The 24487-nt window shown below is 26.6% G+C and carries 37 protein-coding genes; 1 reads left to right on the forward strand and 36 read right to left on the reverse strand.

The features are described from left to right. Nucleotides 1-3: 3 nt before the first annotated feature. The 32 genes from rpmJ to rplM all read right to left on the reverse strand — a co-directional run bounded on the left by rpmJ (nucleotide 4) and on the right by rplM (nucleotide 18332). Nucleotides 4-120 carry a 50S ribosomal protein L36 gene (rpmJ, locus tag H0H66_RS01875; RefSeq protein ID WP_185857757.1) on the reverse strand — a complete coding sequence of 39 codons (117 nt, stop codon included), beginning with the start codon at nucleotides 118-120 and terminating at the stop codon, nucleotides 4-6. Between the two features lie 22 nt (nucleotides 121-142). After that, nucleotides 143-358: a translation initiation factor IF-1 gene (gene infA / locus H0H66_RS01880; protein ID WP_014726678.1), complete on the reverse strand. Its 216-nt coding sequence runs from the start codon at nucleotides 356-358 to the stop codon at nucleotides 143-145. Between the two features lie 44 nt (nucleotides 359-402). Next, nucleotides 403-1785, reverse strand: a complete 1383-nt coding sequence (gene secY / locus H0H66_RS01885) for a preprotein translocase subunit SecY (RefSeq protein ID WP_185857758.1) — start codon at nucleotides 1783-1785, stop codon at nucleotides 403-405. After that, a complete protein-coding gene (rplO, locus tag H0H66_RS01890; protein WP_185857759.1) occupies nucleotides 1782-2261 on the reverse strand; it encodes a 50S ribosomal protein L15 in 480 nt (159 codons plus the stop codon). Before rplO ends, secY begins: the two co-directional genes overlap by 4 nt. Next, nucleotides 2254-2763: a 30S ribosomal protein S5 gene (gene rpsE / locus H0H66_RS01895; RefSeq protein ID WP_185857760.1), complete on the reverse strand. Its 510-nt coding sequence runs from the start codon at nucleotides 2761-2763 to the stop codon at nucleotides 2254-2256. The genes rplO and rpsE overlap by 8 nt, the downstream gene beginning before the upstream one ends. A gap of 4 nt (nucleotides 2764-2767) precedes the next feature. After that, nucleotides 2768-3088, reverse strand: coding sequence for a 50S ribosomal protein L18 (rplR, locus tag H0H66_RS01900; RefSeq protein WP_185857761.1), 321 nt, complete (start codon nucleotides 3086-3088; stop codon nucleotides 2768-2770). Nucleotides 3089-3099: 11 nt separating this feature from the next. Then, nucleotides 3100-3645 (reverse strand): 50S ribosomal protein L6, encoded by a 546-nt coding sequence (gene rplF, locus H0H66_RS01905; protein ID WP_185857762.1) that lies wholly within the window; start codon nucleotides 3643-3645, stop codon nucleotides 3100-3102. A gap of 14 nt (nucleotides 3646-3659) precedes the next feature. Then, entirely contained in the window at nucleotides 3660-4043 is a 384-nt protein-coding gene (gene rpsH / locus H0H66_RS01910) for a 30S ribosomal protein S8 (protein WP_185857763.1), read from the reverse strand. Between the two features lie 15 nt (nucleotides 4044-4058). Then, nucleotides 4059-4328 (reverse strand): 30S ribosomal protein S14, encoded by a 270-nt coding sequence (gene rpsN, locus H0H66_RS01915; RefSeq protein ID WP_185857764.1) that lies wholly within the window; start codon nucleotides 4326-4328, stop codon nucleotides 4059-4061. A gap of 2 nt (nucleotides 4329-4330) precedes the next feature. Continuing rightward, nucleotides 4331-4882: a 50S ribosomal protein L5 gene (rplE, locus tag H0H66_RS01920; protein WP_185857765.1), complete on the reverse strand. Its 552-nt coding sequence runs from the start codon at nucleotides 4880-4882 to the stop codon at nucleotides 4331-4333. A gap of 2 nt (nucleotides 4883-4884) precedes the next feature. Then, entirely contained in the window at nucleotides 4885-5106 is a 222-nt protein-coding gene (gene rplX, locus H0H66_RS01925) for a 50S ribosomal protein L24 (RefSeq protein ID WP_185857766.1), read from the reverse strand. Then, complete coding sequence (gene rplN, locus H0H66_RS01930) at nucleotides 5103-5474, reverse strand: 50S ribosomal protein L14 (protein ID WP_185857767.1); 372 nt, start codon at nucleotides 5472-5474, stop codon at nucleotides 5103-5105. Before rplN ends, rplX begins: the two co-directional genes overlap by 4 nt. A gap of 24 nt (nucleotides 5475-5498) precedes the next feature. Then, nucleotides 5499-5780 carry a 30S ribosomal protein S17 gene (gene rpsQ, locus H0H66_RS01935; protein WP_185857768.1) on the reverse strand — a complete coding sequence of 94 codons (282 nt, stop codon included), beginning with the start codon at nucleotides 5778-5780 and terminating at the stop codon, nucleotides 5499-5501. After that, entirely contained in the window at nucleotides 5764-5964 is a 201-nt protein-coding gene (rpmC, locus tag H0H66_RS01940; RefSeq protein WP_185857769.1) for a 50S ribosomal protein L29, read from the reverse strand. Before rpmC ends, rpsQ begins: the two co-directional genes overlap by 17 nt. Nucleotides 5965-5966: 2 nt before the next feature. After that, nucleotides 5967-6380 carry a 50S ribosomal protein L16 gene (gene rplP / locus H0H66_RS01945; protein WP_185857770.1) on the reverse strand — a complete coding sequence of 138 codons (414 nt, stop codon included), beginning with the start codon at nucleotides 6378-6380 and terminating at the stop codon, nucleotides 5967-5969. An 11-nt stretch (nucleotides 6381-6391) separates the two neighbouring features. Next, nucleotides 6392-7093 carry a 30S ribosomal protein S3 gene (gene rpsC, locus H0H66_RS01950; RefSeq protein WP_185857771.1) on the reverse strand — a complete coding sequence of 234 codons (702 nt, stop codon included), beginning with the start codon at nucleotides 7091-7093 and terminating at the stop codon, nucleotides 6392-6394. Nucleotides 7094-7098: 5 nt separating this feature from the next. Continuing rightward, complete coding sequence (gene rplV / locus H0H66_RS01955) at nucleotides 7099-7476, reverse strand: 50S ribosomal protein L22 (RefSeq protein ID WP_185857772.1); 378 nt, start codon at nucleotides 7474-7476, stop codon at nucleotides 7099-7101. Nucleotides 7477-7482: 6 nt separating this feature from the next. Further along, on the reverse strand, nucleotides 7483-7767 hold the full coding sequence (gene rpsS, locus H0H66_RS01960; protein WP_185857773.1) for a 30S ribosomal protein S19: 285 nt from the start codon (nucleotides 7765-7767) through the stop codon (nucleotides 7483-7485). Nucleotides 7768-7776: 9 nt separating this feature from the next. Continuing rightward, a complete protein-coding gene (gene rplB, locus H0H66_RS01965; RefSeq protein ID WP_185857774.1) occupies nucleotides 7777-8601 on the reverse strand; it encodes a 50S ribosomal protein L2 in 825 nt (274 codons plus the stop codon). Further along, on the reverse strand, nucleotides 8601-8891 hold the full coding sequence (locus H0H66_RS01970) for a 50S ribosomal protein L23 (RefSeq protein WP_185857775.1): 291 nt from the start codon (nucleotides 8889-8891) through the stop codon (nucleotides 8601-8603). The genes rplB and H0H66_RS01970 overlap by 1 nt, the downstream gene beginning before the upstream one ends. A 3-nt stretch (nucleotides 8892-8894) precedes the next feature. Next, on the reverse strand, nucleotides 8895-9524 hold the full coding sequence (gene rplD, locus H0H66_RS01975) for a 50S ribosomal protein L4 (RefSeq protein WP_185857776.1): 630 nt from the start codon (nucleotides 9522-9524) through the stop codon (nucleotides 8895-8897). Next, the gene (gene rplC, locus H0H66_RS01980; RefSeq protein ID WP_185857777.1) at nucleotides 9515-10147 is read right to left on the reverse strand and encodes a 50S ribosomal protein L3; all 633 of its coding nucleotides are present in this window, start codon (nucleotides 10145-10147) and stop codon (nucleotides 9515-9517) included. The genes rplD and rplC overlap by 10 nt, the downstream gene beginning before the upstream one ends. Nucleotides 10148-10151: 4 nt before the next feature. Further along, nucleotides 10152-10457 carry a 30S ribosomal protein S10 gene (gene rpsJ / locus H0H66_RS01985; protein ID WP_185857778.1) on the reverse strand — a complete coding sequence of 102 codons (306 nt, stop codon included), beginning with the start codon at nucleotides 10455-10457 and terminating at the stop codon, nucleotides 10152-10154. A 23-nt stretch (nucleotides 10458-10480) separates the two neighbouring features. Then, the gene (gene fusA / locus H0H66_RS01990) at nucleotides 10481-12592 is read right to left on the reverse strand and encodes an elongation factor G (RefSeq protein WP_185857779.1); all 2112 of its coding nucleotides are present in this window, start codon (nucleotides 12590-12592) and stop codon (nucleotides 10481-10483) included. A gap of 14 nt (nucleotides 12593-12606) precedes the next feature. Then, nucleotides 12607-13089 (reverse strand): 30S ribosomal protein S7, encoded by a 483-nt coding sequence (gene rpsG / locus H0H66_RS01995; RefSeq protein WP_185857780.1) that lies wholly within the window; start codon nucleotides 13087-13089, stop codon nucleotides 12607-12609. 7 nt (nucleotides 13090-13096) lie between these two features. Then, nucleotides 13097-13474 carry a 30S ribosomal protein S12 gene (rpsL, locus tag H0H66_RS02000; protein WP_185857781.1) on the reverse strand — a complete coding sequence of 126 codons (378 nt, stop codon included), beginning with the start codon at nucleotides 13472-13474 and terminating at the stop codon, nucleotides 13097-13099. 90 nt (nucleotides 13475-13564) lie between these two features. Then, nucleotides 13565-14386: a type I methionyl aminopeptidase gene (gene map / locus H0H66_RS02005; RefSeq protein WP_185857782.1), complete on the reverse strand. Its 822-nt coding sequence runs from the start codon at nucleotides 14384-14386 to the stop codon at nucleotides 13565-13567. Nucleotides 14387-14399: 13 nt separating this feature from the next. Beyond that, entirely contained in the window at nucleotides 14400-15947 is a 1548-nt protein-coding gene (gene gpmI / locus H0H66_RS02010; protein ID WP_185857783.1) for a 2,3-bisphosphoglycerate-independent phosphoglycerate mutase, read from the reverse strand. A gap of 10 nt (nucleotides 15948-15957) precedes the next feature. Continuing rightward, nucleotides 15958-16773 (reverse strand): translation elongation factor Ts, encoded by an 816-nt coding sequence (gene tsf / locus H0H66_RS02015; RefSeq protein WP_185857784.1) that lies wholly within the window; start codon nucleotides 16771-16773, stop codon nucleotides 15958-15960. A 5-nt stretch (nucleotides 16774-16778) separates the two neighbouring features. Further along, on the reverse strand, nucleotides 16779-17486 hold the full coding sequence (rpsB, locus tag H0H66_RS02020) for a 30S ribosomal protein S2 (protein WP_185857785.1): 708 nt from the start codon (nucleotides 17484-17486) through the stop codon (nucleotides 16779-16781). A gap of 16 nt (nucleotides 17487-17502) precedes the next feature. Further along, complete coding sequence (rpsI, locus tag H0H66_RS02025; protein ID WP_185858242.1) at nucleotides 17503-17880, reverse strand: 30S ribosomal protein S9; 378 nt, start codon at nucleotides 17878-17880, stop codon at nucleotides 17503-17505. Further along, nucleotides 17880-18332 carry a 50S ribosomal protein L13 gene (gene rplM / locus H0H66_RS02030; protein ID WP_185857786.1) on the reverse strand — a complete coding sequence of 151 codons (453 nt, stop codon included), beginning with the start codon at nucleotides 18330-18332 and terminating at the stop codon, nucleotides 17880-17882. Before rplM ends, rpsI begins: the two co-directional genes overlap by 1 nt. A gap of 213 nt (nucleotides 18333-18545) precedes the next feature. On the opposite strand from rplM, the gene dnaK reads away from it, so the two are divergent. After that, nucleotides 18546-20447, forward strand: coding sequence for a molecular chaperone DnaK (dnaK, locus tag H0H66_RS02035; RefSeq protein WP_185857787.1), 1902 nt, complete (start codon nucleotides 18546-18548; stop codon nucleotides 20445-20447). 66 nt (nucleotides 20448-20513) lie between these two features. Here the strand turns inward: dnaK and H0H66_RS02040 are convergent, their stop codons facing one another. Genes H0H66_RS02040 through rsfS form a run of 4 tightly spaced genes read right to left on the reverse strand, consistent with a single transcriptional unit; the run spans nucleotide 20514 to nucleotide 24417 of the window. Continuing rightward, nucleotides 20514-21188, reverse strand: a complete 675-nt coding sequence (locus H0H66_RS02040) for a phosphatidylserine decarboxylase family protein (protein WP_185857788.1) — start codon at nucleotides 21186-21188, stop codon at nucleotides 20514-20516. A gap of 44 nt (nucleotides 21189-21232) precedes the next feature. Then, on the reverse strand, nucleotides 21233-22054 hold the full coding sequence (locus H0H66_RS02045; protein WP_185857789.1) for a phosphatidate cytidylyltransferase: 822 nt from the start codon (nucleotides 22052-22054) through the stop codon (nucleotides 21233-21235). 12 nt (nucleotides 22055-22066) lie between these two features. Next, nucleotides 22067-24043, reverse strand: coding sequence for an ATP-dependent zinc metalloprotease FtsH (gene ftsH, locus H0H66_RS02050; protein WP_185857790.1), 1977 nt, complete (start codon nucleotides 24041-24043; stop codon nucleotides 22067-22069). Nucleotides 24044-24087: 44 nt separating this feature from the next. Next, complete coding sequence (gene rsfS, locus H0H66_RS02055; RefSeq protein ID WP_185857791.1) at nucleotides 24088-24417, reverse strand: ribosome silencing factor; 330 nt, start codon at nucleotides 24415-24417, stop codon at nucleotides 24088-24090. Nucleotides 24418-24487: the final 70 nt, after the last annotated feature.

The raw sequence follows: 24487 nt of genomic DNA on the forward strand, positions 1-24487 counted from the left end.
TGTTTAACCCTGTTTTTGTTTAAATCTAGGATTTTTTTTATTAATAATACGTAAACGTCCTTTTCTTCTAACAATTTTGCAATTATCAGTTCTTTTTTTTAAAGATGCTCTTGTTTTCATAAAATATAAATTTATTTAACACTCAATATCTATAAGTTATTCTTCCTCTTTCTAAATCATAAGAAGACATTTCTAATCTTACTTTATCTCCTGGTAATATTTTGATGTAATGCATTCTCATTTTACCTGAAATATGAGCTTTAACAATACATCCATTTTCTAATTCTACACGAAACATTGCATTTGGAGATGATTCAATGATTGTTCCATCTACTTCAATATGCTTTTGTTTAGCCATATATAACCATATATAATTTCATCATAATATACACAAAAAATTATTTATTTATAATTACTACGATATTTCATCATCATTAATCCATCATAATGATAGTTTAAAAGGTATATATTGACTTGTTGTGAAATATCTAAAATAACTCCTACTACAATTAACAATGATGTTCCTCCATAAAATAATGCAAAACTTTGATTTAAACCCATACGAAAAACAATGGAAGGTAATATTGCTATTATTGCTAATAAAATAGCTCCAGGTAAGGTTATGATTGATAATACATGATCTATATATTCAGCAGTTTCTTTTCCAGGTTTAATTCTCGGAATATGCCCTCCATTTCTTTTTAAATCATCAGCCATTTGATTTACTGGAATAGCAATAGCTGTATAAAAAAAAGTGAAAACTATCACTAGTATAGAAATAGTCAAATTATACCAAAAACCATAAATATCTTGAAAAAGATGAAAAAAATTTCTAAGTTTCATGTTTTTTATATGATCAGAAAAAGTTAATGGAAATAACATGATAGCTTGAGAAAATATAATTGGCATAACTCCAGCAGATGTCATCTTTAGTGGAATATATTGATGTTTTTTATGAATTAATTGGCTATCTAATCCTAAAGATAAGGATTTATAATGAGAAACATATTGTACTGGAATTTTTCTAACAGCTTGAATAATTATAACAGAAAATAAAATTACTAATAACCATAATAAAAATTCAAATAATAAAATAACTAATCCTCCATTTCCAATTTCCAATTTACTCAAAATTTCTTTGCTAATAGCATCTGGAAATCGTGCTATTATTCCAGACATAATAATTAGAGAAATTCCGTTACCAATTCCTTTATCTGTAATTTTATCTCCTAACCACATAGTAAATAAAGTTCCTGAAGTCAAAATCATGACTCCTATAATCCAAAACATACTTTTTCCATAAAAACTATTTAAATCAATTAAATAAGCCATATTAGAAGAAGAAAAAGGAATAAATTGTTGAGTTAAAGAAACAAGATATACAGGAGCTTGTATTAAACATATTCCTACAGTTAACCATCTAGTAATAAAACTAATTTGTTTTCTTCCACTTTCTCCATCTCTTTGTAGTCTTTGTAAAGAAGGAATAATTATACACATTAACTGGATTATAATAGATGCAGATATGTAAGGCATAATACCTAAAGCTAAAACTGATGCTCGATTAAAAGCTCCTCCTGTAAAAGAGGATAAAATTTGCATCAATCCTTTAGATCCTGAATTAAATTTATCAATAAAATCGCTAATCCCTAAGGGATTAACACCAGGAAGAGGTATATAAGCTCCAAAACGATATACTAATAATAAACCTAAAGTTATTATTATTTTTTTACGTAATTCTTTTAAATTCCAAATTTTACAAAAAGATATTACAAAATTATTCATAATAATTTAATCAACAGAGCTTCTCCTCCTATTTTTTGAATAGAAAATAAAGCTTTTTTACTAAATTTATATGCATATATTTTTAATGAAGTATGTAGTTCTCCTCTACCTAAAATTTTGACAAAATGATTTTTTCTAATCAAATTATTTTTTAAATAGAATTCTTTATTAATAAGAATATTTTTTTCTTGTTTTTGATTTATTTTATTAATACAATTTTGAATTGTATCTAAATTAATACCAACAATTTTTTTACTTTTTTTGAAATTTCTCCTAAATCCAAATTTAGGAATTCTTCTTTGAAGAGGCATTTGTCCTCCTTCAAATCCTTTTTTTTTAGAAAAACCTGATCTAGATTTTGCTCCTTTATGTCCTCTACCACAAGTACCTCCCTTCCCTGAACCTTGTCCTCTTCCTAATCTTAATTTTTTTTTTCTAGATCCATGATTTGGAGACAAAAAAAAATTATTATCCATTATATACTTTTTTTATGGGAATTCCTCTTTGTTTAGCTATGATATAAACATCTCTCATAAGACTTAATGCTTTTATAGTCGCTTTTATAATATTATGATGATTAGAAGATCCTTTAGATTTTGATAAAACATTTCTTAATCCTACTGCTTCAAGAACAGCTCTTAAAGGACCTCCAGCTATTATTCCTGTTCCATCAGAAGCTGGTTTAATAAGAATATGTGCTCCACCATATTTGGCTTCTTGTTCATGAGGGATAGTTCCATTACAAATACATACTTTATATAGACTTCTTTTAGCTTGTTCTCCTGCTTTATGAATAGCATCAGGAGCTTCTTTAGATTTTCCAAAACCATAACCTACTACTCCATTTTCATTTCCTTTAATAACAATAGCACTAAAACTAAAATATCGCCTTCCTTTAGTTACTTTACATACTCGAGTTACTCCTACTAGTTTTTCTTTTAATTCTAATCCTGTATATTTTATTTTTTTTTCTGACATTTTTTTAAAATTCTAATCCTATTTTTCTAATTCCATCAGCTAAAGATTTTATTCTACCATGATACAAATATCTCCCTTTATCAAACACTAATTTTTTTATTTTTAATTTTTTTGCTTTACTTCCTAATAATTTTCCGACTTCATATGCAAGTTCTATCTTACTTTTTTTTTTATCTTTATAAAATTCTTTCTCTTTTGAAGAAGATGAAACTAGAGTTTTTCCAGATAAATCATCTATGATTTGTGCATATATTTCTTTATTACTTCTAAAAACAGAAACTCTAGGTCTATTTAAATTTCCTAAAATTTTTTTTAATTTTTTCATTTTTTTTAAATTTAAGCAGATTTTCCTGTTTTTCTTCGAACTTCTTCTCCTAAATATCTAATCCCTTTACCTTTATAAGGTTCAGGAACTCTAAAAGATCTAATTTTTGCGGATATTATACCTAATAACTGTTTATCATAAGATTTTAAAATAATAATATAATTTTTTCCTTTTTCAGATTTTATTTCGACATTAAGTTCTTTAGGTAGTTGTATCATAATATTATGAGAAAAACCTAAATTTAAATCTAAAATTTCTCCATTATAAGAAGCTCTATATCCAACTCCTACCAATTCTAATTTTTTCTGAAATCCTTTTGTTACTCCTATAATCATATTTCTAATTAATACATGATATAGTCCGTGTAAAGATTTAGATTTTTTATTTTCTTGATTTCTAATAATTGATAATTCTTTTTGATTCAATTTTAATTGAAATTCTTTCGAAATTTTCTGACTTAGATTTCCTAAAAATCCTTTAATAAATATTTCATTGTCAATAATTTCTATATCTACATTTTCGGGAATAAAAATAATTTTTTTTCCAATTCTAGACATAATTTAATGATTTATCAATATATATAACATAAGACTTCTCCTCCTATTTTTTTATTTTTTGCTTGTTTATCTGTAATAATACCACTGGAAGTAGAAATGATAGCAATTCCTAATCCATTTAGAACTCTTGGCATATTTTTATATTTACAATATTTTCTTAAACCTGGTTTACTTATTCTAATAATCTTTTGAATAACAGAAGTTTTTTCTTGATAATATTTTAAAGCTATTTTAATAACTTTTCTATTGTCTTCTGCTTTGTAACCTAAAATATATCCATTTTCTAATAAAACACGTACAATTTCTTTTTTTATTTTAGAAGACGGAACTTCAAGAAGTTTATGTTTTGCTAAAATAGCATTTCTAATTCTAGTTAAAAAATCAGCAATTACATCCATATATTTATTATTTATTTACCAACTTGCTTTTTTTATTCCAGGAATAAGTCCTTGAGAAACTAAATTCCTAAAAACAATACGAGATACTCCAAACTGGCGCATATATCCTCTACATCTACCAGTAATGGTACATCTATTTCTTAAACGGACGGGAGAAGCATCTCTAGGTAATTTTTGTAATAATTCATAGTTTCCAGCTTTTTTTAAAGCTTTTCTTTTATTGGCATATTTTAAAACCATTTTTTCTCTTTTTTTTTGTCTTGCTTTCACAGATTCTTTCGCCATTCTTATTTTTTTTTAAAAGGAATTCCAAACAAAGATAAAAGACTTTTGGCTTCTTCATTTTTTTTAGCAGAAGTCACAAATGTGATATTCATACCCATATTTTTTTTTATTTTATCAATATTTATTTCTGGATAAATTATCTGTTCCATAATTCCCATATTATAATTTCCATAATTATCAAAACTATTTTCTTTCAATCCATTAAAATCTCTTACTCTAGGTAAAGAAATAACAATAAGTCTTTCCAAAAATTCATACATTCTAATTCTTCTTAAAGTCACTTTAACTCCTATAGGCATTCCTTTTCTTAGCTTAAATCCTGATTCATCATGTTTGGAATAACAAAAAATAGCTTTTTGTCCTGTAATATTCGTTATTTCATTCATGGAATGATCTATAAGTTTCTTATCCATAACAGATGAACCAACACCTTGGTGGACTACTATTTTTTTTAATATAGGAACTTCCATAATAGAAGTATACCCAAATTTTTTTATCATATCAGGAATTATTTTTTCTCTATAAAATTTTTGTAAATTAGACTGATAAATCATTATTATTTAATTTTTTTCAAATTAGATATATGTATCGGAGCCTCTTTTTCTATAATTCCTCCTTTAGGTTTTTTTGGAGTTGGTTTTACGTGTTTTTTGATGATATTTACCCCACGTATAATCACTCTTTTTTTTTTCCAAAAAATTTTTTCAATTATACCTTCAGTTCCTTTATAATTTCCTGATAAAACCAGTACTTTATCTTCTCTTTTTATCTTTTTCATAAAACTTCTTGTGCTAAAGAAATAATTTTCATATATTCTCTTTCTCTGAGTTCTCTTGCCACTGGACCAAAAACTCTTGTTCCTATAATTTCTCCAGAAGTATTGATTAATACACAAGCGTTATCATCAAAACTTATATAAGACCCATCTTTTCTTCTAGTTCTATTTTTTGTTCTGATTACTACAGCTTTACAAACTTGTCCTTTTTTAACTGTACTTCCTTTAGAAGTAGCTAGTTTTACGGTGACAACTATAGTATCTCCTAATGAAGCATATCTTTTTTTAGAACCACCTAAAACTCTAATAATTAAAACTTCTTTTGCTCCTGTATTATCTGATACTTTGCATCTAGATTCTTGTTGTAACATTGTAAAATTATAAATATTAAAATATTAATCAGATTTTTCTAATATGTTAACTAATCTCCAACATTTTTTTTTACTCAAAGGTCGTATTTCCATAATATTTACTTTATCTCCATTTTTAGATATATTTTTTTCATCATGAACCATATATTTTTTATTTTTTATAATGCTTTTTTCATAATATCTATGTTTTATTTTTTTTACTTCATATACAACAATAGTTTTATCCATTTTATCACTAATAACTATTCCTTGTCTTTGTTTTCTAATATTTCTAATTTTTTTTTCATATTTATATTTTTCTACCATTAATTTTCTTATTATATTCTGTTTTCAATTTAGCAATCTTTCTTCTAATAGATCGAATTTCCATAGGATTTTTAAGTGGTTTTATATGATGATTAAATTTAATATTTTGATATTTTTTTTGGTTTTCTTTGATTTGTTTCAATAAATCATGAACTGATAAACTTCTTATATTTAAACTATTCATAATCATATTTCATTAGAAATAATAAATTTCATTTTTATAGGAAGTTTTTGAGCCGCCAATCTTAATGCTTCTTTGGCTACTCCAATTTCTACTCCATCTATTTCAAATAAAATTCGACCCGGTTTCACTACAGATACCCAAAATTCAACAGGGCCTTTACCTTTTCCCATACGTACTTCTTGTGGCTTTTTTGTAGCAGGTTTATCTGGAAAAATATTAATCCACAATTGACCTTCTCTTTTCATGTATCTTGTAGCAGCAATTCTTGCTGCCTCCAGTTGTCTAGAAGTTATCCAAGCACCTTCTAAAGCTTTAATTCCATATAATCCTCTAGAAAGAAACAGTCCTTTTTTGGAATTTCCACGAATTCTTCCTTTTTGCTTTTTTTTATATTTCGTTTTTTTGGGTTGTAACATATATAAAAAAATTATTTTTTCTTTCTATTAAAATGATGATACTTATAACCTTTTTGTTTCTTTTGAGTTCCTAATAATGGAGACAATTCTCTTTTTCCATATATTTCTCCTTTCATGATCCATACTTTAATTCCTATACTTCCATACACAGTATGTGCTACAGCCATATGATAATCTACATCAGCACGAAAAGTTCCAAGAGAAATTCTCCCTTCTTTATAAGTTTCACATCTTGCCATTTCTGACCCATTCAGTCTTCCAGAAATTTGAACTCTTATACCTTGAGCATTCATTCTTATAGCAGAAAGAATAGATAATTTAATTGCTTTTTTATAAGAAATACGATTCTCTAATTGTCTCACTAAACCCTTAGCAACTAATGGAGCATCCAATTCAGGACGTTTTACTTCAGAAATATTAATTTGAATTTCTTTTTTAGTAAGTTTTTTTAACTCTTTTCTGACTGTATCCACTTCATCACCTCTTTTTCCTATCACAAGAGCAGGTCTTGAAGTCCTAATTGTGATTGTGATGAATTTTAAAGTTCTTTCGATAAAAACACGAGAGACTATTCCTTTTGGAAATCTAGCTTCTATATATCTTCTTACTTTAAAATCTTCTTGAATCCTATCCTTATAATTATTACACCAACTGGATTGCCATCCTGTTATAATACCAAGACGATTAACAATTGGATTTGTTTTCTGTCCCATAATAATTATATTTCTTTTATATTTTTTTTATCTAAAAACACAGTAATATTACTCGATCTTTTTCTTATTCTATGACCTCTTCCTTGAGGAACAGGACGTAATCTTTTTAAGGTTTTTCCTTGATCCACTCGAATTTCTTTTATATATAAAAATTCTTTTTCTTCAGAAAAAAGTTGATTATATTTTTTTTTCCAATTAGATAATAAAGAAAAAAGCAATTTTTTTAAAATTAAAGAAACTTTTTTTTTACTACTATAATTTAATAAATCTAAGGCTCGATAGATTTCTTTATTTCGAACTAAATTGGCTATTAATCTTATTTTTCTAGGAGAACTTCTGACTCCATTTAAAGAAGCTGAAACGATATTAGTATCCTGTTTCATATTACTCTAATTTTTTATTTTCAATTTATTTTTAGATCCAGAATGACCTCTAAAAATACGAGTAGGAGCAAATTCTCCAAGTTTATGTCCTATCATATTCTCTGTAATATAAACATTAATAAATTGTTTTCCATTATGGACAGAAAAAGTTTGTCCTACAAAATCAGGTAAAATAGTGGAAGATCTAGACCAAGTCTTAATAACAATTTTTTTATCTAGTTTTATATTATTTAAAACTTTTTTATACAATGTTTGGGATACATGTGGTCCCTTTTTCAAAGATCTTGCCATAATAATTAGTTACTTTTTTCTTCTTTGTAAAATATATTTATCAGAATATCGTTTTTTGGTACGAGTTCTAAATCCTTTAGCAGGTTGTCCTCTTCTATTTCTAGGAATTCCTCCAGAAGCTTTTCCTTCACCTCCTCCCATTGGATGATCCACAGGATTCATGGCAACACCTCGTGTTCTAGGTCTTTTTCCTACATGTCTTTTTTTTCCTGCTTTTCCATACCTTTCTAACTGATGATCTAGATTAGAAACAATTCCAATTGTAGCCATACAATTAATCATTATCATTCTAATTTCTCCAGAAGGAAATTTAATTGTTGCATATTTTTTATCTTTTGCAAATAATTGAGCAAATGATCCAGCACTTCTTGCTATTTTAGCTCCTTGTCCTGGTTTTAACTCTATACAAGAAATATGAGTTCCTAGAGGAATATCACTTAAAAAGGTAGAGTTTCCTATATTAAAAGGAATATTTTTACCTGAAATTACTTTTTGTCCGACTTTAAATCCTTCCATTGTGATAATATACCTTTTTTCTCCATCTTCATAATGAAGTAAAGAAATGAAAGAAGATCGATTAGGATCATATTCTATAGATTTTATAACAGCGTAAATTCCAAATTTTCTTCTTGTAAAATCTATAATTCGATATTTTCTTTTATGTCCACCTCCTAAATAACGCATAGTCATACGACCTATATTATTTCTACCTCCGGATTTATATTTTCCTTTTACTAAAGTTTTTTCAACTTTACGAGTTGTAAGTTGATTAAAAGAATTCACAATTCTAAAACGTTGACCTGGTGTTGTGGGTTTTAACTTTTTAACTGACATTAAATCTCTTTTTTATTTAATAAATCAAGTTTTTGATTTTCATAAAATTGAACAATAGCTTTTTTAACTTTATTAGTTCTTCCATAAAGAAATCCTTTTTTAGTATATTTAGATTTATCCTTTCTAGGATAAATCATTGTTCTAACGTTTTTGATAGAAAATCCGAATAATTTTTCTATTTCTTTCTTGATTTGAATTTTATTACAACTTATATCTACCGAAAAAGTATAAAAATTATATTTTTTTCCTCTATAAGATTTATCTGTCATAAAAGGTTTTATTAAAATCATAATTTAAATAGACAAAATTTGATAAATTTTATTAATGGAATTTTCAGAGAAAACAATATATGGAAAACTAATTAAAGAAAAACAATCCAATTCATTTACACTTAATAATTTAAACTTATTCAAATTTCTAGAAGATAAATATAAATTTTTATTTTTTTCTCCAATTATCATTAATGATTTTTTATTTTCTAATTGTAATGATTTTAATAAATTTAAAATTAATTTAGTCTTTGGAACATTTAATTTTAAATCTTCTATGATCATTATTTTATGATGTATTAATTTTTGTTCAATAATAAACCTTCTAACTATATTTTTGGTACGTTTGTTTAATTTCGTAAAATATTTTCTCGGTTTTGGACCAAAAACTCTTCCTCCTCCTCTAAAAATAGGATTTTTTATATTTCCTTTTCTAGATCCTCCAGTCCCTTTTTGTCTGTGTAATTTTTTAGTACTACCGGATAATTCTCCTCTTTCTTTAGACTTATGAGTTCCCTGACGTTGAGCGGATAAATATCTTTTTACTTCTAAATATAAAGAATGATTGTAAGATTTTTTTAAAAAATTTTTATCATTGAATTCTATTTTTTTATCAGTATAATTTCCTTTTATATCTAAAATTTTTAATTCCATTCTTTTTTTTGAATCATTAAGTATGAATTTTTAGTTCCTGGAACTGAACCTTTTAATATCATAATATTATAATCGAAATCAATTTTTAATATTGTTAAATTTTTAACAGTTACACTTTTTTTTCCCATTCTTCCAGCCATTTTTTTTCCTTTAAAAACACGTGATGGATCAGATCCAGCTCCTATTGATCCTGGAGCTCTTAAACGATTGTGTTGTCCATGGGTTTTTTCTCCTACTCCTGAAAAATTATGTCTTTTAACTACTCCTTGAAAACCTTTTCCTTTGGAAATTCCTTTTACATTAACTAATTCCCCTTCTTTAAATATTTTTATATTCACTGAACTACCCAAAATAAAATCAGATACTTTATTTGTTTTAAATTCCAATAATTTTTTTTTTGGACTTAATCCCGCTTTCTTAAAATGATTTAACAAACACTTATTAGTTTTTTTTAGTTTTTTATCATCTATTCCTAATTGTATAGAAAAATAACCATCATTTTCTATTGTTTTTATTTGAACTATATGACAAGGTTTTACTTCTAAAATTGTACATGATACGTTTTTTCCATTTAGTAGAAAAAAACTACTCATTCCTATATTTTTTCCTATTAATCCAGACATACTTTTATACTTTGATCTCTGCTTCTACCCCGCTAGGTAACTCCAATTTCATTAATGCATCTACTGTTTTTGATGAAGCATTATGAATTTGTAAAAGTCTTTTATGAGTAGGAAGAAAAAATTGTTCTCTTGATTTTTTGTTTACATGAGGAGAACGTAATACCGTAAATATTTTTCTTTCAGTAGGCAAAGGAACTGGCCCATTCAATATTACTCCTGTAGGAAGGACTGAATTTACAATTCTTTCGGCCGATTTATCTAATAAATTATAATCATAAGATTTTAATTTAATTTTTATATCATGACCCATAGTATATCAATTTTATTCTACTATTATTTTTTATTTCGATTTTTATTTTCAATAGCTATATTATTTATTACATTTTCAGGAACTTTTTCATAATGAGAAAATTCCATAACAGATGTTCCTCTACCAGACGAAAGTGTTCGTAATACGGTAACATACCCAAACATTTCTGATAATGGAACCAAAGCTTGAATTATTTTTATATTATTTCTACTGTTCATATTTTGTACAACACCTCTTCTACGATTTAAATCACCTATAATATCTCCCATATTTTCTTCTGGAATTAAAACTTCTAATTTCATAATGGGTTCTAATAAAATGGGTTTAGCTTTTTTGGATGCTTCTCTAAAACCCAATTTACCAGCTAACTCAAAAGATAATTGATCAGAATCAACCGAATGATAGGATCCATCTAATATGGTAACTTTTGCGCTATCTATTTCATAACCAGATAAAGGCCCGTTTTTCATCATCTCACGAAATCCTTTTTCTATAGAAGGAATATACTCTTTAGGAATATTTCCTCCTTTTATTTTGTTAATAAAAACCAAACCGGATCCACTTGTATTTCCAGGTTCTAATTTGAATAAAATATCTGCATATTTACCTCTCCCTCCTGTTTGTTTTTTATAAATTTCTCTATGTTCTACTAACCCCGTTAAAGCTTCTTTATATTCTACTTGAGGTTTCCCTTGATTTACTTCAACTTTAAATTCTCGTTTCATTCTATCTACAATTATTTCCAAATGAAGTTCCCCCATACCGGAAATAATAGTTTGACCTGTATAATTATCTGTTCTAACCTGAAAAGTGGGATCTTCTTCCATAAGTTTGGATAAAGCTAAACTCATTTTATCTATATCAGATTTATATTTAGGTTCAATAGCTAACCCAATAACAGGTTCAGGAAACAATATTTTTTCTAATAAAATTGGATGTTTTTCATCACATAAAGTATCTCCTGTTTTAATATCTTTAAAACCTACTACAGCGGCTATATCTCCAGCTCCTATTTTATCAACTGGATTTTGTTTATTGGCATGCATTTGATATATCCTAGAAATACGTTCTTTATTTCCAGATCTAGCATTGAAGCTATAAGAACCTGATTCTATTTGTCCAGAATAAACTCTAAAAAAGGCTAATCGACCAACAAAAGGATCACTCGATATTTTAAAAGCTAAAGCAGAAAAAGGCTCATTTTCACTAGGTTTTCTTTTTTCTTTTTTTTGATTAATAGGATTAGTTCCTACTATATCTTTGACTTCAAGAGGAGAAGGTAAATATCTACATATAGCATCCAATATAGCTTGAACTCCTTTATTTTTAAAGGAAGATCCACATAAAATAGGAATTACTTTCATTTTAATCGTATTCTTTCGTAAAGAAAGAATAATATCCTCTTGTGAGATAGAAGAATAATTTTCGTTTCCATATAAAAATTTCTCCATTAGTGCATCATCATATTCAGATAAGGTTTCAAGAAGTTTATTTTGATAATCATCAACTATATTTTTCATATCTTCTGGAATAGGAATTTTATGATATGTCATTCCATAATTTTTTTCATCCCATATAATTGCTTGATTAGCAATCAAATCAATAACTCCCTTAAAATTATCTCCAATACCAATAGGTATTTGTAAAGGAACTGGATTTGCTCCCAAAATTTTTTGTATTTGAGAACATACATTAAAAAAATCAGCACCTTGACGATCCATTTTATTTACAAAAGCAATTCTAGGAATTGAATATTTATCTGCTTGTCTCCATACGGTTTCAGATTGTGGTTCTACTCCATCTACTGCACTAAATAAAACTACCATACCATCTAAAATTCTCATAGATCTTTCCACTTCAACGGTAAAATCCACATGTCCTGGAGTATCTATAATATTAATTTGATATTTTTTTTTGTTATAGATCCATTCACAACATGTTGCTGCAGAAGTGATGGTTATTCCACGTTCTTGTTCCTGTTGCATCCAATCCATAGTAGCGGCGCCATCATGAACTTCTCCTATTTTGTGATTTATTCCTGTATAAAATAAAATTCTTTCTGTAGTAGTAGTTTTTCCTGCATCAATATGTGCTGCAATTCCTATATTTCTTGTATATTTTAAATCTTTTGCCATAATAAAATAAACAACTAAAATCTAAAATGTGAAAAAGCTTTATTCGCTTCGGCCATTTTATGAATATTTTCTTTTCTTTTCACAGCTTCTCCTTGTTCTTTAAAAGCGTCCCATGTTTCATATGCTAATTTATGAGCCATTGTTTTTTCATTTCTAATAGAAGCACAAGATATCAACAATTTCATTGCTTTTGTTATTTTACTATGAGAAGAAACTGCTACAGGAACTTGAATATTAGATCCTCCCATACGACGACTTCGAACTTCTACATGAGGCATCACATTTTTTAACCCCTCCTTCCATATTTCCAATGCTGTTTTTTCTTCCTCTTCTTTTTCTTTAATGGTGTCTATTTTTTTCATAGCGTTATAGAATATAGTATAAGCTATATTTTTTTTTCCATTTTTCATTAAATGATTCACAAATCGTGTTACTAGAGGATCATGATATTTAGGATCTGGAAAATATATTTTTTCTTTTTTTTTAACTTTTCTCATTAACAGTTTAATCTTTTTTAGCTATTTTAGCTCCATATTTACTTCTACTTTTTCTTCTTCCATTTACTCCAGCTGTGTCCCTAGCTCCTCTTACTATTTTATATTTGACTCCGGGTAAATCTTTTACTCTCCCTCCTTTAACCAATACTATTGAATGTTCTTGAAGATTATGGCCTTCTCCTGTTATATAACTAATAACTTCTCTACCATTTGTAAAACGAACACGAGCTACCTTTCGCATAGCAGAATTGGGTTTCTTGGGTGTAGTAGTATAAACTCTAGTACACACTCCTCTTTTTTGAGGACATAATTCTAAAGCTATAGATTTTCGTTTTTTAGCTACAGAAGAACGTCCTTTTCTAATTAATTGCTGTATAGTAGGCATATCCTATATTTAAAATGCAAATTATGCTATTTAATAATAAATTACAAAACTTAATCAAAAAATAAAATTAATTAAAATTAACATTGAAAATTATAAATCATAAATTTTTTTATTTTGAAAAGGGGCCTCTTCTAATGATTTCAAATTAAGTTCTTTGTAAATATAACGAAAAGTTGAAAGTAAACAAGGGGCGCCATCTACAATAGCAACATTATGTTCATAGTGAGATGAAATTTTGTTATCTATAGTTGTTATTGTCCATCCATCTTTGTGAAAAACAATTCCAGATGATCCCATGTTCACCATCGGTTCTATAGAAAGTACCAATCCTTCCTTTAATTTCATTCCTTTTCCTTTTTTTCCAAAATTTGGAATCTTAGGTTCTTCATGCATACTCCTTCCTAATCCATGCCCTACAAGATCTTTCACAATATTATAGCCTTTTTTTTCAATAAAAGATTGAATAGAATAACCTATATCTCCTATATTATTGTCACATTTACAATTGGAGATACCAATATAGAGAGATTTTTTAGAACAATCTAAAAATTTTTTTATCTCATAAGAAACCTTTCCAACTTCAAAAGTATAAGCATGTTCTCCGTAAAATCCATTCATATATACTCCACAATCTATAGACAATACATCTCCTTCAGATAAAGGATTTTGATTAGGAATTCCATGAACAACTTGATTATTTGGAGAAACACATAAAGTGTTTGGAAAATTATATAAACCTAAAAAAGCGGGTTTACCTCCATGATCACGAATAAAATTTTCTGCAAGTTTATCTAAATAAAGAGTATTAACTCCTGGTTTTACTTCTTTAGTTAACATTCCTAATGTTTTAGAAGCCAAAACAGCACTTTTTTTGATTAATATTATTTCTTCAATAGTTTTTATTTGTATCAAAATATTGATTATTTTATTTATAATATTTAATGATCATCGAAGTTCCAGTCATAATTTTAGGAATAGGAATTCCCATTAATTGTAAAATAGTAGGAGCTACATCCGATAAAACTCCTTCTTTCCTTAAAAGGATATTTTTTTTTTTTATATTCCTATCTAAAATAATAAAAGGAACTAAAGATGTAGTATGAGCTGTATGAGGGGTTCCATCTGAATTAACCATGTATTCTGCGTTTCCATGATCTCCTACTATAATAACTGTATATGAATTATTTATAGCTATTTCAGAACAATATTTTGCACATTTATCAACAATCTCACATGCTTTAATGGTTTCTTTCATTTTTCCTGTATGTCCTACCATATCTGGATTTGCAAAATTTAAACAAATAAAATCGGATTGCCTTTTTTTTAATTCAGGAACAATTTTATTCATAATATTTTCTGCACTCATTTCAGGTTTTAAATCATAAGTAGATACTTGAGGAGACTCACATAAAATTCTGATTTCTTGGTTAAAAGGACTCTCTTTTCCTCCCGAGAAAAAAAAAGTTACATGTGGGTATTTCTCTGTTTCAGCTATACGGATTTGTTGTTTTCCTTCTTTCTCTAAGATTTCACCCAAAGTATCGGCTAAATATTCTTTTTCAAAAAGAACGTGAATTCCTTTGTATTTAGGATTAAAACAAGTCATTGTTATATAATGAGATAAATGTATATTATTCATTTCTGAAAAAATAGCATTGTTTTTTGTTAAAAGTTCTGTTATTTGTCTAGAACGATCAGGACGAAAATTGAAACAAAAAACAATATCTCCATTTTTTATTCTCGAAATAGGAACTTCATTTTCATCAACCATTATTAATGGATATAAGAATTCATCTGTAATTCCATTATTATATAATTTCTCTATAGATGAAATAATATTTTTAGTATAGATTCCTTTTGAATGAACCATTGCATTATATGCTTTTATGGTTCTTTTCCATTTTTGATTACGATCCATTGAATAATATCTTCCTATTACAGAAGATAGTTTTCCAACATATTGTTCAGTGATATTCAAAAGTTTTTTTATATAAAAAATTCCTTTCTTTGGAGGAGAATCCCTTCCATCTGTAAAAACATGTATAAAAACGTTTCTTATTTTTTTTTCATGAGCTACTTTAAGTAAATAAAAAAGATGATCCATATGTGAATGAACTCCTCCATCGGATAGCAACCCAATAAAATGAATTTTTTTTTTATAAAAAGAAATTTTTTTAAAAAGAATATCTATTTTTTTAACAAACAGATGATTTTTTATAGATGTATTAATTTTCTCTAAACTTTGAATTACTTTACGACCAGATCCTAAATTGGTATGACCTACTTCTGAATTTCCCATTTGATCTTTAGGTAATCCAACTTCACATCCAGAAGCTTTTAATTTACTATAAGGATGATTTATAGAACAATAATCAATAAACGGAGTAAAAGCTTGTTGTATAGCAGAAGAATAATAATTTTTATAAGAAGAAATACCCCAACCATCTAAAATAATTAATATTAATTTTTTCATTTAATTCTATTTAAATATTTATTCTTTTGAATGAATTTATTTTTAAGTTGTTATCATATTTATTCATATGTTCTTGAACAGTAATTTCAGTATTTTTTATAAATTTTTGATTTAATAAAGTATTTTCTAATACAAATTTTTCAATTTTACCTTGAATTATTTTTTCTTTGATAAAATCAGATTGATTTTCTTTTTTAATTTGAGATTTAATAATTTCAATTTCTTCTTTTATTAAAAAATCTGGAATTTCTTCTTTATTAAGAAATAAAGGATTCATTGCGGCTATATGCATGGCTATATCTTTAGCCAAAGATTTATTTAATTTAGTAGAAAAACCAACTAATGTTGCAATTTTATTTGTATGATGAGTATAATTCATTACAAATGGAGAATTGATTTTTTCAAAAATTTTTAATTCTAATTTTTCTCCTACAACTCCCATTTGATTTGTGATCATTTCTTGAATACTTTCATATTCATTATACGGGCTATATAAAAAATCAATTTTATTGCTGAATAATAATGATTGTTTTGAAAGTGTAGACAAAAAATTCAAAAATTCAAAGTTTTTGGATAAAAAATCAGTTTCACAACTAATACCTATAATTGTTCCATAAGAATAATCGATATTAACGGAAGCAATAAGAGCTCCATCTTTTTTTTGATATGATGAACGATTAATTGCTATTTTTTCGCCTTTTTTTCTCAAAATATGAATAGCTTTATCTATATTTCCGTTAGAGTTAATCAACGCTTTTTTACAATCCATAATTCCAATACCGGTTATTTTTCTAAGTTGATTAATTTTTTGCACAGGAATTTTCATAAAATTTATTTTTTATTTTTGTGTTCATTTTTATTCATAGAAATTTCATATTGAATTGCTTCTGACACAAATTTTAAAATCACATCTATAGATTTAGAAGAATCATCATTAGAAGGAATCGGGTATTGAATACCATTAGGATCTGTATTAGTATCTACCATAGCAAAAATGGGAATCTTTAATTTTTTAGCTTCTGTCAGAGCTATTTTTTCTTTGTTGGGGTCTACCAAAAAAATACCACCTGGAATGTGATTCATGTTTGAAATAGTTCCTAAATTTTTGTATAACTTACCATATAATCGATCAATTAATAATCTTTCTTTTTTAGATAAAGTATCGAAAGTTCCGTTTTTTTTCATTTTTTCTATATTATTCATTTTTTTTACAGATTTACGAATCGTTGTGAAATTTGTAAGTAACCCCCCTAACCATCTTTCTGTAATACATGGCATATTTGAAGTTTTTGCATAATAGAAAACTTTTTCTCTAGCTTGAGCTTTTGTTCCTACAAACAATATTTTTTTTCCATTTTTTACTATTTTTTTTAAACCATTACAAGCTTCTTCTAATTTTAGAATTGTTTTTGATAAATCTATAATATGAATTCCTCCTTTTTTCATAAAAATAAAAGGACGCATGTTTGGATTCCATTTTCGTGCAATATGCCCAAAATGAACTCCAGCTTTCAATAAATCTTGGGTATTGATTTTCATTATTATTTTTTTAATTTTATCGTTTTGAAAATTGATATTTTTTTCTAGCTTTTTTTTGACCAAATTTTTTTCTTTCTACTTCTCTAGAATCACGAGTTAATAATCCTTCAGATTTTAGTTTGATTCTATTTTTTACATTTAATTGACAAAGTGCTCGAGATATAGCAAGACGAATGGCTTCTGCTTGACCATTAAATCCTCCTCCAAAAACTTTAATGTTTATATCAAATTGATTCAACTTTTTTATTATTTCAATAGGATACATTATTTTTTGATGAATATATTTTGGAAAGTATAAATCCCATTTTTTAGAATTAATGATTATCGATCCATTCCCTATTTTCAAATATATACGAGCAAGTGATCTTTTTCTCCTTCCTATAGTATGTATGATCATAAATTTTGTAATTTCAATAAAACGGGTTTTTGAGCTTGATGTTGATGTTCAGATTTTTTGTATACATGTAAATTTCTAATAATTAATCGTCCTAGACGATTTTTGGGTAACATTCCTTTGACTGATTTATATATTATCTTTCTTGAATCTTTATTCAACAAGTTTTGAATAGAAATTATCTTTTGACCACCTGGATAACCGGTATGATAAATATATTTTTTATTATTCCATTTTTTTCCAGTAAGCTTAATTTTATTAGAATTAATAACAATAACATGATCTCCGCAATTTATATGTGGAGAAAAAAAAGGTTTGTGTTTCCCCATGATAATACAAGAAATTTTAGTCGATAGTCTTCCTAAAATTTGATTTGTTGCATCTATTATTATCCAAGATTTTACTACAGTATTTTTTTTAGCTGAAATTGTTTTTAAACTTAAAAAATCCATGTTATTTTATTTATATTTTATCAATATAAGAAATTTTAAAAATTTAATGAATGACTTTTTGTCATAAAAAAATTTTTTTCATAAAAGCTTTTTATTGTCATATTTCCTCTTCCCTTTTATTTATAAAGTTATAAAGGTTTTATTTTGATTATGGCATAATGATTGAAGTGGTTCCTATTGAATAAAATTAACATATGAAAAAACGTAATAAAAATGAGTAAAATTATAGGTATAGATTTAGGAACAACAAATTCTTGTGTTGCTGTTATGGAAATCAATGATCCTGTTGTAATACCTAATTCAGAAGGAAAAAGAACGACTCCATCTATAGTCGCTTTTGTAGAAGGAGGAGAAAGAAAAATAGGAGATCCCGCTAAAAGACAAGCGGTAACTAACCCCCAAAAAACTATTTTTTCAATCAAAAGATTTATGGGAAGAATGTATTCAGAAGTTACTGAAGAATTGAAACATATCCCTTATAAAGTTATTAAAGGAGGAAATAATACACCTAGAGTTGATATAGAAAAAAGATTATATGCTCCTCAAGAAATATCTGCAATGATTTTACAAAAAATGAAAAAGACAGCTGAAGATTATCTAGGAGAAGTAGTTAATCGAGCTGTTATTACAGTTCCAGCTTATTTTAACGATGCACAAAGACAAGCAACTAAAGAAGCTGGAGAAATAGCAGGATTAAAAGTAGAAAGGATTATAAATGAACCTACTGCAGCTGCTCTTGCTTATGGATTAGACAAAAGTAATCAAAACAAAAAAATTGTTGTATATGATTTGGGGGGAGGAACTTTTGATGTTTCCATTCTAGAATTAGGAGATGGAGTTTTTGAAGTTTTGTCAACTAATGGAGATACTCATCTAGGAGGTGATGATTTCGATCAAGTTATTATTAATTATTTAGCTAATGAATTTAAATTAAAAGAAGGATTAGATCTTAGAAAGGATCCTATGGCTTTACAACGTTTAAAAGAGGCATCAGAAAAAGCAAAAATAGAACTATCTTCCTCCAATCAAACGGAAATAAATCTTCCTTATATTACAGCAACAGAATCAGGTCCTAAACATTTAGTTTTAACTTTAACTCGTTCAAAATTTGAACAATTATCAGAAAATTTAATACAACGTTCTATCAGTCCTTGTTCTCAAGCATTGAAAGATGCTAATTTAAACACTAAAAATATAGATGAAGTTATTTTGGTAGGAGGATCTACACGTATACCAAAAGTACAAGAAGAGGTTGAGAAGTTTTTTAGTAAAAAACCATCTAAAGGAGTAAATCCAGATGAGGTTGTAGCAGTTGGAGCGGCTATACAAGGAGGAGTATTAACGGGAGATGTACAAAATGTATTATTATTAGATGTAACTCCTTTATCCTTAGGTATTGAAACTTTGGGAGGCGTGTTTACCAAGCTTATTGATGCTAATACAACCATTCCCACTAAAAAATCAGAAATATTTTCTACAGCATCTGATAATCAATCGGCCGTCACCATCCGTGTAGGACAAGGAGAAAGGCCAATGTTTAATGATAATAAAGAAATAGGTAGGTTTGATTTAGTTGATATTCCTCCAGCACCTAGAGGAACACCTCAAATTGAGGTTACATTTGATATAGATGCTAATGGAATACTTAATGTTTCTGCAAAAAATAAAGGAACAGGAAAAGAACAATCTATACGTATTGAAACTTCTTCAGGATTAAATCAAGAAGAAATAGAAAAAATGAAAAAAGAAGCGAAAGAAAATGCTCAAAAAGATGAAAAAATAAAAGAAGAAATTGAAAAATTAAATACTGCAGATAATCAGATTTTTCAATCTGAAAAACAATTGAAAGATTATGGAGATAAATTATCTGAAAATAATAAAAAAAATATAGAAGATTTATTAGATAAATTAAAAAAAGCACATTCTCAAAAAGATTTGATTTCAATTGATAATTATATGAAAAAATTAAATGAAGCTTGGAGTAATGCTTCTCAAGATATCTATAATGCCAAAAATACAAATAAAAACAATCAATCAAATAAAAAAGAAAATGAAGAAAAAAGTAGTAAAGGAAATGAAAATGTACAAGATGTTGATTATGAAGAAGTCAAATAAATATGTTGATAATGAAGGAGTCAAATAAAATTGACAAGACGCAAGGATAAGATAAAGGGAGTCTATTTATGATGGAATAAAAGAAATTCTAGTTTCTCCTCCAATAACTTTTTCTCCCTTTTTCACTAAAATGATGGATTTCAATGGTAAAAAAATATCAACTCTGGACCCAAATTTAATAAATCCAAATTCATCTCCTTTTTTTATTATAGAATCTTTTTTTGCATATAAAACAATTCGTCTAGCTAAAAAACCGGCAATTTGTCGAAATAAGATTCGATTTCCTTTAGTGCTTTCCACTACTATCGTAGAATGTTCATTCTGTAATGAAGATTTAGGAAGCCAAGCTATAACATGTTTTCCAGTATGATATTTTACATAAATAATTTTTCCAGAAACAGGAAATCTATTAACATGAACATTGAAAGGAGACATAAAAATAGAAATGCATATGCAATTTTTTTTTAAAAATTCGTTTTCAAAAACTGGTTGTACATTTAAGATTTTTCCATCAGCAGGAGAAACAATTGATTCTTTATTATAATTTTGATCATAATTTTCATCATATGAAATTCTTTTTGGGTTTCTAAAAAAGAAGACAAAAAAAAGATAAAGAATAACAAAAAAAACTGATATAAAAACGAAAATAAATCTAGATAATAAAAAAAAAGAAAAAATTATTACTACTATCATTATTAGTAGTGTATATCCTAAAAATGGAATTCCTTCTTTATGAATCATAATTATAAAAGTTGAAATCAATCATGAAAATTTTATAATTTCATTCAAAAAATATAAATAATACTAGTTACTACACTGGCTATAATAGGAATAACAAAAATAAAACTATCTAATCTATCTAAAAAACCACCATGTCCAGGAAACCAAATTCCTGAATTTTTGACATTACAAGATCTTTTAATGATAGATTCTACAAGATCTCCAATAGTAGAAAAAATAGGAACAGTAAAAGATAAAATAAACCAATATTTTTTTTCCCATATTTTGTATAAAAAAAATCCTAATATTATACAAAAAAATAACCCTCCTATAATACCTTCTATTGATTTTTTTGGAGAAATAGATATAGCAATTCTTCTTTTTCCCCATTTTTTTCCTATTAAATAGGATAAAGAATCATTTGTCCATATTAAAATGAATACACCTAAAATCAATTGTTTTCCATGATGAACAATAGTATACATATAAGAAGCTAAATAAAATGGTAAAACAATATACACTAACCCAAAAGTTAGATAACTTGCTTGTATTATTTTTTCTTTATGTGAATATTTTTTAGAAAACAATTGAATTACAAGAAAAATTATAGAATAAGGAATAAAAAAAACTCCATATGCTATTAATCCCTTTTTTGTAAAAAATAAATCTATGAAAATAGGAAATAAAAAAAATAAAGAAGTAATTTTAATTAAATATGTATTAATTTTTGATATTAATAAAAATTCCAATAAACAAAAAAAAGATAGGATCATCATAACTATTCTAAAAGTTTTTTCCCCTTTTTCAATAGAAAATACAATTGAAATAACATAAATTAAACCTGTAAAAAATCTTATCAGAAAATCTAAATTTTTTTTTTTGTTCATTATTCTTTACAATTAAAAAGAAGATATGTTGTTTACTGTATTAGTAACTGAACAACTTAACATATCTCCAATTTCATCAGGATAAGGTCTTTCTCCAAATATTTTTTTCAAATCTTCTCTAAAAATAACTTCTTTTTCTAATAATTCGTTTGCCAATATAGACAATTTTTTTTCATGATTTTTCAATATATTTTTGGCTCTTTGATATTGTTCTGTTATTATTTTAGATATTTCTTCATCTATAATTTGAGCCGTCTTTTCGCTATAAGGTTTAGAAAAAGAAAATTCATTTTGTCCTGTAGAATCATAATAAGAAACGTTTCCAATTTTTTCATTTAATCCAAAAATAGCAACCATAGATTGAGCTTGTTTTGTGACTCTTTCTAAATCATTTAAAGCTCCAGTTGAAATGTTACTGAATATAATTTCTTCTGCTGATCTTCCTGCTAACAATGCACATATTTCATCTTTCATTTGTTCTGGAGTTGTTAATTGTCTTTCTTCCGGAAGATACCAAGCTGACCCCAAAGATCTCCCCCTTGGAACTATAGTGACTTTGACTAAAGGAGCGGCATGTTCTAATAACCAACTTATTGTAGCATGTCCTGCTTCATGATAAGCTATTCGTTTTTTTTCATTGGGTTTTATAATTTTGTTCTTTTTTTCTAAACCTCCAATAATACGATCAATTGCGTCAAGAAAATCTTGATTTTCTATTTGAGATCTATCTCTTCTTGCTGCAATTAAAGCTGATTCGTTACATACATTAGCGATATCAGCTCCACTAAATCCTGGAGTTTGTCTTGCTAAAAAATCTATATCTACATTTTCAGATAATACTAATCTTTTAAGATGAACTCGAAATATTTCTTTTCTTTCATTTAATTCAGGTGGATCTACCAATATAGTACGATCAAAACGTCCTGGACGAAGGAGTGCTTTATCTAAAATATCCGATCTATTAGTAGCGGCTAATACAATAACATTAGTATGAGTTCCAAATCCATCCATTTCTGTTAAAAGTTGATTTAAAGTATTTTCTCTTTCATCATTTGATCCCGCTATATTACTTTTTCCACGTGCTCTTCCTATTGCATCTATTTCATCAATAAATATTATACATGGAGATTTATCCTTAGCTTTTTCAAATAAATCTCTGACTCTAGAAGCCCCAACTCCTACAAACATTTCTACAAAATCTGACCCTGATAAAGAAAAAAATGGAACTTTTGCTTCTCCAGCTACAGCTTTTGCTAATAAAGTTTTTCCTGTTCCTGGGGGTCCAATTAATAAAGCTCCTTTAGGGATTTTTCCTCCAAGCTTAGTATATTTTTGAGGGCTTTTTAAAAACTCTACTATTTCTTGAACTTCTTCTTTGGCTCCTTCTAAACCTGCAACATCTTTAAAGGTTGTTTTAACATTATCATTTTCATCAAATAATCTAGCTTTAGATTTTCCTATATTAAATATTTGTCCTCCAGGACCTCCACTAGTAGACCCTATTCTTCTAAATAAAAAAACCCAAAAAACAATTAATAATATGAAAAATATACCATAATCAAAAAAAAATTTAGTAATGGTATATTCTTGTTGATTTTTAAAATCAATAATAGTATTTAAATTATATTTTTTTTTATATTCTTCAAATTTTTTTTGAAAAAATTGCAAATCTCCTATTTCAAATTCATATTGCAATGGTTGTGTCGTGAATCTTTTTTCATTTTCATAATTCTTAATAATATTACGATTTCGATAAAAATTATTAAATGGAATAAATTCTTTTTTTAAATAAACATATACTATTTCTCTATGTTTGACTATAATTTTTTGCACTTCTCCTTTTGATAAAATATCAAAAAAAGTGTCCTGATCTATTTTTCTGGGATTAGAAAAAGAAGATTTAAAAAAAAATATCCCTAAAAATATAGCAAATATGACGGCATATACCCAAAAAAAGTTATTTTTACTTTTTATTTTTTTATTTATCATATATAGGTTTATCCATTACTTAATTTTAATAAAAACCTGGTTTTTTATGAATCATGATTTTCGTGATTCCAAAGATCTTCTATATCATAATATAATCTTAATTTTTTTTGAAAAATATGAACAACAATAGAAATATAGTCAACTAAAATCCATTCTTTATTTTTTAAACCTTCCACATGCCAAGGTCTTTTTTTTAATTTTTCTATCGTTACTTTTTCGATGGATTGAGAAATAGCATATACTTGATTGTGAGAAACTCCATTACAAATAACAAAATAATCACAAATAAAATTTTTTTTATTTTTTAAATTTATGATAGAGATATTTTCCCCTTTTACCATTTGAATTCCTTCTATTATTTTATCTAATAGCAAAACAAAAATTATTTTTTAATATTATTATAAACAAGTATTTTTTATTTTTAAAATTTATTTCAAAAAAACA

Source organism: Blattabacterium cuenoti (assembly GCF_014251595.1).
In the GTDB taxonomy this organism is placed as follows: domain Bacteria; phylum Bacteroidota; class Bacteroidia; order Flavobacteriales; family Blattabacteriaceae; genus Blattabacterium; species Blattabacterium cuenoti_Q.

Bases quoted from the DNA above. Each gene is read 5' to 3' on its own strand.
- rpmC (WP_185857769.1), bottom strand. From the start codon at position 5,964: ATGAATAGTTTAAATATAAGAAGTTTATCAGTTCATGATTTATTGAAA.
- rpsH (WP_185857763.1), bottom strand. From the start codon at position 4,043: ATGGATGTAATTGCTGATTTTTTAACTAGAATTAGAAATGCTATTTTA.
- rpsS (WP_185857773.1), bottom strand. From the start codon at position 7,767: ATGGCAAGATCTTTGAAAAAGGGACCACATGTATCCCAAACATTGTAT.
- H0H66_RS02040 (WP_185857788.1), bottom strand. From the start codon at position 21,188: ATGATTCATAAAGAAGGAATTCCATTTTTAGGATATACACTACTAATA.
- rpsE (WP_185857760.1), bottom strand. From the start codon at position 2,763: ATGTCAGAAAAAAAAATAAAATATACAGGATTAGAATTAAAAGAAAAA.
- rpsQ (WP_185857768.1), bottom strand. From the start codon at position 5,780: ATGGTAGAAAAATATAAATATGAAAAAAAAATTAGAAATATTAGAAAA.
- rpmJ (WP_185857757.1), bottom strand. From the start codon at position 120: ATGAAAACAAGAGCATCTTTAAAAAAAAGAACTGATAATTGCAAAATT.
- fusA (WP_185857779.1), bottom strand. From the start codon at position 12,592: ATGGCAAAAGATTTAAAATATACAAGAAATATAGGAATTGCAGCACAT.
- rplC (WP_185857777.1), bottom strand. From the start codon at position 10,147: ATGTCTGGATTAATAGGAAAAAATATAGGAATGAGTAGTTTTTTTCTA.
- rplN (WP_185857767.1), bottom strand. From the start codon at position 5,474: ATGTTACAACAAGAATCTAGATGCAAAGTATCAGATAATACAGGAGCA.
- rplM (WP_185857786.1), bottom strand. From the start codon at position 18,332: ATGGATTTTTTAAGTTTAAAAACAATTTCAGCTAAAAAAAATACTGTA.
- H0H66_RS02045 (WP_185857789.1), bottom strand. From the start codon at position 22,054: ATGAACAAAAAAAAAAATTTAGATTTTCTGATAAGATTTTTTACAGGT.
- rplD (WP_185857776.1), bottom strand. From the start codon at position 9,524: ATGGAATTAAAAATTTTAGATATAAAAGGAAATTATACTGATAAAAAA.
- rpsJ (WP_185857778.1), bottom strand. From the start codon at position 10,457: ATGGGTCATGATATAAAAATTAAATTAAAATCTTATGATTATAATTTA.
- H0H66_RS01970 (WP_185857775.1), bottom strand. From the start codon at position 8,891: ATGATTTTAATAAAACCTTTTATGACAGATAAATCTTATAGAGGAAAA.
- rpsL (WP_185857781.1), bottom strand. From the start codon at position 13,474: ATGCCTACTATACAGCAATTAATTAGAAAAGGACGTTCTTCTGTAGCT.
- ftsH (WP_185857790.1), bottom strand. From the start codon at position 24,043: ATGATAAATAAAAAAATAAAAAGTAAAAATAACTTTTTTTGGGTATAT.
- rplX (WP_185857766.1), bottom strand. From the start codon at position 5,106: ATGAAAAAGATAAAAAGAGAAGATAAAGTACTGGTTTTATCAGGAAAT.
- rplF (WP_185857762.1), bottom strand. From the start codon at position 3,645: ATGTCTAGAATTGGAAAAAAAATTATTTTTATTCCCGAAAATGTAGAT.
- rpsG (WP_185857780.1), bottom strand. From the start codon at position 13,089: ATGAGAAAAGTTAAAAAAAAAGAAAAAATATATTTTCCAGATCCTAAA.
- tsf (WP_185857784.1), bottom strand. From the start codon at position 16,773: ATGAAAATTCCTGTGCAAAAAATTAATCAACTTAGAAAAATAACCGGT.
- rplP (WP_185857770.1), bottom strand. From the start codon at position 6,380: ATGTTACAACCCAAAAAAACGAAATATAAAAAAAAGCAAAAAGGAAGA.
- rplR (WP_185857761.1), bottom strand. From the start codon at position 3,088: ATGAAAAAATTAAAAAAAATTTTAGGAAATTTAAATAGACCTAGAGTT.
- rplO (WP_185857759.1), bottom strand. From the start codon at position 2,261: ATGGATAATAATTTTTTTTTGTCTCCAAATCATGGATCTAGAAAAAAA.
- rpsN (WP_185857764.1), bottom strand. From the start codon at position 4,328: ATGGCGAAAGAATCTGTGAAAGCAAGACAAAAAAAAAGAGAAAAAATG.
- rplV (WP_185857772.1), bottom strand. From the start codon at position 7,476: ATGAAACAGGATACTAATATCGTTTCAGCTTCTTTAAATGGAGTCAGA.
- secY (WP_185857758.1), bottom strand. From the start codon at position 1,785: ATGAATAATTTTGTAATATCTTTTTGTAAAATTTGGAATTTAAAAGAA.
- rplB (WP_185857774.1), bottom strand. From the start codon at position 8,601: ATGTCAGTTAAAAAGTTAAAACCCACAACACCAGGTCAACGTTTTAGA.
- rpsC (WP_185857771.1), bottom strand. From the start codon at position 7,093: ATGGGACAGAAAACAAATCCAATTGTTAATCGTCTTGGTATTATAACA.
- gpmI (WP_185857783.1), bottom strand. From the start codon at position 15,947: ATGAAAAAATTAATATTAATTATTTTAGATGGTTGGGGTATTTCTTCT.
- infA (WP_014726678.1), bottom strand. From the start codon at position 358: ATGGCTAAACAAAAGCATATTGAAGTAGATGGAACAATCATTGAATCA.
- dnaK (WP_185857787.1), top strand. From the start codon at position 18,546: ATGAGTAAAATTATAGGTATAGATTTAGGAACAACAAATTCTTGTGTT.
- rplE (WP_185857765.1), bottom strand. From the start codon at position 4,882: ATGATTTATCAGTCTAATTTACAAAAATTTTATAGAGAAAAAATAATT.
- rpsB (WP_185857785.1), bottom strand. From the start codon at position 17,486: ATGAAAATCAATACCCAAGATTTATTGAAAGCTGGAGTTCATTTTGGG.